An 8463-nucleotide genomic window follows, 5' to 3' on the forward strand; every position below is an offset into this window, starting at 1 on the left:
GCTGCTGTGTTGAATGGTGACCTCGCAGGCTCGGTCACGTGGCCTCCTTCCCGGCGAGCTTGCGCTCCCGTTCCTGCGCGCCGACGAGATCGTCCGGCAGCGAATCGGGTACTTCGGTGTCGAACCGGCGCAGCAGCCGCACGCTGAACCCGCCGGCGTTGATCAGCAGCAGAACCAGCGCGTACACGACGTAGGCGAGCCCGACGCCGCGGCCTTCGCCGGTGCCGAGCACCGTGCCCACCGATCCGGCGAGGGCGCCGCCGGGCGCGAGCAGCGGCGAGAACCACCCGACAGCCAGCGGCGCCAGCACGGCGAACCCGATCGGCAGCGTGGACCAGGTGATCGTCTGGTTGATCGCGAACACCCGGCCGTGGTACCGCTGCGGCACCTTGACCTGCACCAGCGTCGCGTAGATGCCCTGGGACACGGCCATCGCGGCGGCCAGCAGGAACACCCCGGCCGCGACGACGACCAGCGACGGCCGCAGGCCCATCACCAGGCAGCCGAGCGCGATGCCGACGTTGCCGAACAGGACGCCGACCATGCGCCGCTTGCGCGGGCCGCCCCACAGCGCCATGCCGATGCCGCCGGCGACCGCGCCGATCGCCTCGGCCAGCGCGACCTGGGCGACGTCGGTGACCGAGCCGAAGGACAGCACCAGCGGCGAGACGAGCACCAGCGCCGGCGCCAGGAAGACGTTGGCCAGCGCGAAGTACAGGAGCATGGTGCGGAAGCCGCGGTGGTTCCAGGAGTACTTCAGCCCGCCCGCGATCGCCGTCAGCAGCGGCTCGCGCGGGCGCCAGCCCAGCAGGTCGGGGAACCGGACGAACAGCAGGCTGACGACGGCGAACACGTAGCTCACCATGTCGAGGACCAGGATGCCGGACAGCTCGATCGCCGCGAGCAGCCCGGCCGCGATCACCGGCATCAACAGCAGCGCGAAGCCGTTGGACAGCTGCGCGAGGCCCATCGCGTGGCCGAGGTACTGCTTCGGCACGAGCTGCGCCACCGACGACTGGTAGGCGATCCGCTGGATGGACCCCGCGACCGAACCGAGCGGGATCAGCACGTAGAGGAACCACAGCTGCAGGTTCCCCGCCGTGAGCAGCAGGGCCAGCGCGAGCTGGATGACGCCGGCGATCACGCTGGCCGCGATCATGATCCGGCGCCGGTCGCCGCGGTCGACCAGCGCGCCCGCCACCGGCAGGACCAGTACCCCGCACAGCAGTGCCAGCGCCCAGAGCAGGCCGAGGTCGGTGACCGAGCCGGTCTTCGTGTAGAGCCAGATCGGCACGGCGAACGACGTCAGCGCGGAGCCGGTCGAGGAGACCAGCTGCCCGACGGTGACCGTGACGAACCGGGCCATGCTCGGCCGCACCGCGGGTTTCTCGTCCGCTGCTGCCCGGTGGGTGTCGTGCACCGCCCAGCCGGCGTCTTCGCCACGGGCCGAGACGTGCAGGTCACCGGGCTCGTCGAGGGCGGGGTGGACGCGGGTGAGGATCTCCGCCAGCTCCTGCGCGCGGTAGCGGAGGAAGAAGTGCCCCGCCTGGTCCAGCACGACCAGTGCCGTGTGGTCGGTGAGGAACTCCCATTCGCGGTAGCGCTCGGCGTAGTAGTCGGTGACCGGGTCCTCGGAGCCGACGATCGAGATGATCGGCGCGCGCAGCTTGGCGACGCGGGCGTCGAGCAGGCCGCTGAAGTACTCCTCGGCGGCGCGGCTGTCGGCCCGCATGTTGCTGATGATCCGGTCGGCCTGCGCCGGGTCGAGGTCGTCGGTGTCGACGCCCATGCCCTTGAGCCAGTTCGCGTAGTAGCGGTTGCTGCGCAGTTTCTCCAGCCGCGTGCGCAGCGTCCCGACCGCGCCCTTGATCCGCGCGAACGGGAAGATCGCGCCGATGTGGACGACTTCCAGCTGCCGTCCGCGTTCTTCGAGACGCCGGGCCACGCCGACCGCGAGCGCGTTGCCGACGCCGCAGTGGCCGTAGATACCCAGGGGGCCGTCGACGCGCTCGAGGACCTCGTCCGCCAGCCGTTCGACGAGCTCGTCGAACGGCACCGCCTCTTCGGAGAGACCGACGTCGTGGCCGGGAATCGCCACCGAGAACAGCGAATACCCGCTCGGCAGCGCGTCCGCGAGGGGCTGGTAGACGATCGCGCTGCCGCCGCCGTACGGGAAGCAGACGTAGGTCAGCGTCGGCTTCGCGACCGGTTTGGTCAGCTCGTAGAGCAGGTGCCCAGAGTCGTCGCGGTCGCCGTCGAGGAACACCGCCAGCTCGCGGATCGTGCGGTGCTGGAACAGGTCCATCACGCCGGCCTGGTGCCCGGCCTTGGCGATCCGCGCGACGACCTGGGTGGCGAGCATCGAGTGGCCGCCGAGGTCGAAGAAGTCGTCGTCGACGCCGAGTTCCGCGACCTTGAGCACGTCCCGCCAGATCTCGGCGAGCAGCAGCTCCAGAGGCGTCGACGGTTCGACCAGCGCCGTGGTCGCGTCGCGGGCGGCGACCGGCGCGGGCAGCGCCTTGCGGTCGAGCTTCCCGTTCGGCGCCAGCGGCAGCTCGTCGAGGGTGACGAACGACGGCGGCACCATGTAGTCCGGCAGGCTCCGCTTCAGCGCCGTGCGCAGCGTGCCGGGGTCCGCGTCGCCGACGACGTACCCGACCAGGCGCTTGTCCCCCGGGGTGTCCTCGCGGACGAGCACCGCCGCGTCCCGGACGCCGTGCTGCTCGCGCAGTGCCGTCTCGATCTCGCCGAGCTCGATGCGCAGGCCGCGCAGTTTGACCTGGTGGTCGAGCCGGCCGAGGAACGCGATGGTGCCGTCGGACCGCCAGTGCGCGAGGTCGCCGGTGCGGTACATGCGGCCGCCGTGGAACGGGTCGGCCACGAACCGCTCCGCCGTCAGCTCCGGCCGGTTGTGGTAGCCCAGGGCCAGCCCGGCGCCGGCGATGTGCAGCTCACCGGGAACGCCGGCCGGGCAGGGGTGGCCGTGCCGGTCGAGGATGTGGATCCGGGTGTTGCGGATCGGCGCCCCGATCGGCACCGAGGCGACCTCGGCCAGCGCGTCCGGCGTGCAGTGCCAGGCGGTGACGTCGATCGCGGCCTCGGTCGGGCCGTAGAGGTTGTGCAGTTCGCAGTGCGGCAGCCGCCGGACGAACTCGCGCGCGGTGTCCAGCGGCAGCTCCTCACCACTGCAGACGACCCGCCGCAGCGCGGGGATCACCTCGCTGCCCGGTTCGGCCAGGCTCAGCTCATTCAAAAACAGACTCAGCATCGAGGGCACGAAGTGCGCGGTCGTGATGCCTTCGCCGGCGAGGAGTTCCCGCAGGTAGGCGGCGTCCTTGTGGCCGCCCGGCTCGGCCAGCACCAGCCGGGCGCCGGTGATCAGCGGCCAGAAGAACTCCCACACCGAGACGTCGAAGCTCGCCGGTGTCTTCTGCAGCACCGAGTCCGCCCCGTCGAGGCCGTAGGCGCGTTGCATCCAGTCGAGCCGGTTGACGATGCCGCGGTGGCCGTTCGGCACGCCCTTCGGCCGTCCGGTGGAGCCGGAGGTGTAGATGACGTACGCGGGATCGTCCGCGCTCGCCAGGGGTTCCAGGGGCGTGGACGATCCGGTCAGGTCGTCGAGGACGACCACGGCCGCGTCGCTCGGCGGCAGTGTGTCGCGCAGGGCGGCCTGGGTCAGCACGACCGGCGCGGCCGCGTCCTCGAGCATGAACGCGAGCCGGTCGGCCGGGTACTCCGGATCGAGCGGCACGTACGCGCCCCCGGCCTTGAGCACCCCGAGCAGCGCGACCACCAGCTCGAACGACCGCTGCGCGAAGACGCCGACCAGGATCCCCGGCCCGACACCGAGCTCACGGAGGTGGTGCGCGAGCCCGTTGGCGCGCTCGTCCAGCTCGCGGTAGCTCAGGGACGCCCCGCGGAAGGTCACCGCGGGCGCGTCCGGCGTGCGGGCGACCTGGTCCTCGACGAGCGAGTGGAGCGTGCCCGGCGGGATTTCGCCCGCGGTGTCGTTCCACCGGTTCACGACCAGGTCGCGGTGGGCGTCGCCGAGGATGTCCAGTTCGGACACCGGCCGCGTCGCGTCGGCGACGATCGAGCGCAGCAGCGTCACCAGGCGATCGGCCATGCCGGCGACGGTTCCGGTGCCGAACAGGGCGGTGTTGTGCACGAATTTGCCGATGAGCCCGGAGGAGACCTCGATCGCGTGGAACTCGAAGTCGAACCGGGTGGCGGGCAGGTCCATCGGCAGCCAGCGGAAGTCCACCTCGGACTCCCCCACGGCCCGCATCCGGCCCATTTCGTAGTTCTGCAGCACGAACATCGCCTGGAACACCGGCGAGCGGCTCACGTCCCGCGGCACGCCGAGGGCGTTGACCAGCCGCTCGAACGGGACGTCGGCGTGCTCGAACGCGTCGAGCACGTGCCGCCGGGTCCGGGCCAGCAGCTCGGCGAAGGTCGGATCGCCGCCCAGCTGGGCGCGCAGCGGCAGCATGTTGATGAACATGCCGACCACGCCTTCGAGTTCGGGCAGCCCGCGCCCGGCCGACGAGGAACCGACGGCGAAGTCGTCCTGCCCGGAGTACCGGGAAAGAAGCACCTGGTAGGCGGCCAGCAGCGTCATGAACAGCGTGACGCCGTGCTCGCGGCTCAGTGCGCCGAGGGCGTCGGCGAGGTCCTTCTCGACGAAGAACTCGTGGATCGCGCCGTCGAACGTCTGGGTCGCCGGCCGCGGGTGGTCGGCCGGCAGCTCCAGGGGCTCGACGCCGTCGAGCGCGGCCCGCCAGTGGTCCAGCTGCCGGTCCAGTTCGGCCCCGGTCAGCGTCCGGCGCTGCCAGTGCGCGAAGTCGCCGTAGCCGATGGGCAACGGCGGCAAGGCGGCCGCCGTGCCGTGGTAGTGCGCCGCGAGGTCGCGCAGCAGCAGGTCGACCGACCAGCCGTCGCCGACGATGTGGTGCGTGCACACGGCCAGCAGGTGCTCGTCGTCGGAGATCCGGGCCAGGGTGGCACGCAGCAGCGGCCCGGCGGCCAGGTCGAACGGCTCGGCCGCGGCGGCGTCGACCGCCGCCCGGGCCGCCTCTTCGCTACCCGAGTCCACGATGGACAGCGGCACGGTGACGACCGGTTCGCAGTGGACGGACGGCTGCCCGTCCTCCCCGGCCGGGAACCGCATCCGCAGCGCCTCGTGCCGCGCCGGGAGGGCGTCGAGCGCCGCCTGCAGCACGCCGAGGTCGACGCGGCCGGTGAGCCGGATCGGCACGGGGATGTTGTACGACGTGGTGCCCGGAGCGAACTGCTCCATGAACCAGACGCGTTCCTGCTGGTAGGACAGCGGAACGGGGTCGCCGTCCGGCCGCCGGGTGATGGTCGCGGCCGGCTCGGCGCGCCGCCGGAGCCGCCGTTCCAGCAACGCGCGGCGAGCGGCCGCGCTGCCGGTTTCGTCGATCGTCGTCACGCCGGACCGCCTTCGGCCAGCTGCGCCCGGACCTCTTCGTCGCTGAGCTGGTCGAGGTCCGCCTCCAGGCGACGCTCGACCTCGGCGGCCAGCTCGGCCACCGTGGTGAACGAGAACAGCCCGCGGACCGGCAGGTCGACGCCGACCTGCTTGCGGATCCGGACCATCGCACGGATCGCCAGCAGCGAGTTGCCGCCGTGGGCGAAGAAGTCGTCGTGCACCCCGAGCTTCTCCACGCCCAGCAGCTCGCCGAGGACTTCGGCGACCAGCTCTTCGGCCGCGGTCGACGGCGCCACGTACTCCGTGCCGCCGCCGAGCTGCGGATCCGGCAGGGCGGCCCGGTCGAGCTTGCCGCTCGCCGCGACCGGCAGGGCGGCCAGCGTCACGAACACCGTGGGCACCAGGTACTCCGGCAGGGTGGCCCGCAGGGCGTCGGCCGCGCCGTCCGCGCTGCCGACGACGTACCCGACGAGGGTCCCTTCGCGGACCGCGACCGCCGCGTCCCGGATCTCCGGCAGCTCCCGCAGGGCGGCCTCCACCTCCCCCGGCTCGATCCGGAACCCGCGCAGCTTGACCTGGTCGTCGGTCCGGCCGAGGTATTCGAGCGTCCCGTCCCGGCGCCAGCGGGCGAGGTCGCCGGTGGCGTACATCCGCCCGAACGGGCCGTCGGGGAACCGTTCGGCGGTCAGCTCCGGCAGCCCGAGGTAGCCGTCGGCGAGCTGGGCGCCGGCGAGGTGGAGCTGCCCGGCGACCCCCGGCGGGACCGGCCGCAGCTCCTCGTCGAGGACGTAGGCGCGGGTGCCGGGGATCGGGCGGCCGATCGGCACCGGCCCGGTGACGGGCCCGTCGAGCCGGTGGACGACACAGCCGACCGTCGCCTCCGTCGGCCCGTACTCGTTGGTGACGGCGATCCCGGAGAACGGCCGCACGGCTTCGCCCAGCAGCGCTTCGCCGCCGAGCACCAGGTCACCGGTGGGGTGGGACTCTGCCGGCAGCACGGCGAGGTGGGTCGGCGTCGCCTTGACGAAGTCGGGCCGTCCGGAGTCCACAATGGAGCCGCCGGCGACGAGCGGCCCGAGCAGCGTCGTGACCGTCAGGTCGAACGACGGCGACGTGTGCAGCAGCGCGCGGCCCGCGAGGCTCGGGTACGCCTGGCGCGCCCAGCCGAGGTAGGTGGCGAGGGCGCGGTGCCCGACCTCGACGCCCTTCGGCCGCCCGGTCGAGCCGGACGTGTAGATGACGTAGGCGAGGTCGTCCGGGCCGGGTGGCGCGGGGTTCTCGCCGGGCTCCTCCGCCCACACCGCCGGATCTCCCAGGTCCAGGGTCTCGGCGTCGAGGGTCACGCTGTGGGGAGTCACGGCCCCGGCGGTGAGCACCACCCGGGCCCCGGCGTCGGCGAGGATCAGCGCCTGCCGCTGGGCGGGGTTCGCGGGATCCAGGGGGACGTAGGCCGCGCCGCTCTTGAGCGCACCGAGGATGCCCACGACGAGGTCCGCCGAGTTCGGCACGCAGATCCCGACCACGCCACCACCACCGCCGAGGCGGTGCGCGACGCGGTTGGCCCGCGTGTTCAGCTCGGCGTAGGTCAGCCGGACACCGCCGAGATCGACGGCGACGGCGCCGGGCGTCGCGCGCACCTGGTCTTCGAACCGGGTGACGACCAGCGGAGCGTCCTCGGTGGCCGAACCGCTCCACTCCTCCAGGATCTGGACGCGCTCGGCGTCCGACAGCAGCGGCAGGTCCGCCATCGCGACGGCCGGGGCTTCGACCGCCGCGGTCAGCAGCTGCCGGAACCGCTCCACCATGGACTCCGCGGTGGCCCGGTCGAACAGGTCGGTGCGGTACAGCAGCCGGCCGCCGGTCGCGGTGAGGTCGATGGCGACGTCGTCCTTGGCCGTGGCGTAGCGGACCGGCTCGATGCCCGAGTCCGGGATGAAGTTGAAGCCGAGCTGGTAGAGCGCCTGAACGCGCCCGTCGCGTTCCGGGCGGACCTCGTCGGCGACGAGCTGGAACGGCACCTGGCCGTGCTCGATGGCGTCCAGCACCGCGGTCCGGACCCGGCCCACCAGCTCGGCGAACGACGGCGAGCCCCCGCAGTCGACGCGGATGGCGAGCTGGTTGACGAACATGCCGATCAGCGGCGCCAGCTCCGGCAGGTCCCGGCCGGCGACCGGGACGCCCACCACGACGTCCGCCGAGCCGGACAGCCGGGACAGCAGCGCGGTGTACCCGGCGAGCAGCACCATGAACGGCGACGCCGACAGCTCGCGGCCCACTTCACCGACGCGGTCGAGGAAGCCGCCGGGCAAGGTGAAGTCGACCTGGTCGCCGTCGAACCCGAAGTCCGCGGGCCGCGGCCGGTCGGTGGGCAGGCTGTGCACGGGCGGGAGCCCGGCCAGCCGCTCGCGCCAGTAGTCCAGCTGGGCCCGGACCTCCGGCAGCCGGCCGCGCTGCCAGGCCGAGTAGTCGGCGTACTGGATGGCGAGCTCGGGCAGCTTCGGCAGCCGCCCCTCGGCGACCGCGTTGCACGCCTCGTCGAGCTCCGCGGCCAGGACGACCGCCGATCCGGCGTCGAACACCGTGTGGTGGACGACGAAGGTCAGCAGCCAGCCGGCGTCGGCGAGCCGGCACAGCTGCGCCCGCCACGGCGGGGCGGTGTCCAGGGGGATGGGGCGGCGGGCGATCGCTTCGGAGAGTTCCGTCGCCTTCGCTTCCGGGTCCGCGAGGTCACGCAGGTCGTGCACTTCGACGTCGATCGGGACGTCGGCGTGCACCACCTGGACGAGGTCGGCGCCGTCCATCCGGAACGCCGTCCGCAGGGCCTCGTGCCGCCCGACGACCACGCCGAGCGCGGCCCGCCACTGCGCGACCGTGAGCGGCAGGTCCTGCCGCACCTGGCAGGGGAGGTTGTACACCGGGGACGCCGGGTCCAGCTGGTTGGACAGCCAGATCCGCTCCTGCCCGAACGAGGCCGGGAACGTCCATTCCTTCGTGTCGGTCATGTCTCCTGC

General features: G+C 72.7%; 2 protein-coding genes. Both read right to left on the bottom strand.

All coding sequences use genetic code 11. The annotated features are described in order from the left end of the window. Positions 1 to 34: 34 nt before the first annotated feature. Positions 35 to 5452: an amino acid adenylation domain-containing protein gene (locus ACLJQE_RS29505; protein WP_410642723.1), complete on the bottom strand. Its 5418-nt coding sequence runs from the start codon at positions 5450 to 5452 to the stop codon at positions 35 to 37. After that, a complete protein-coding gene (locus ACLJQE_RS29510) occupies positions 5449 to 8454 on the bottom strand; it encodes a non-ribosomal peptide synthetase (protein WP_410642724.1) in 3006 nt (1001 codons plus the stop codon). Before ACLJQE_RS29510 ends, ACLJQE_RS29505 begins: the two co-directional genes overlap by 4 nt. Positions 8455 to 8463 lie beyond the last annotated feature (9 nt).

Origin of the sequence: Amycolatopsis sp. lyj-346 (assembly GCF_046548975.1) — a bacterium.
Lineage (GTDB): Bacteria > Actinomycetota > Actinomycetes > Mycobacteriales > Pseudonocardiaceae > Amycolatopsis.

Bases quoted from the DNA above. Each gene is read 5' to 3' on its own strand.
- ACLJQE_RS29510 (WP_410642724.1), bottom strand. From the start codon at position 8,454: ATGACCGACACGAAGGAATGGACGTTCCCGGCCTCGTTCGGGCAGGAG.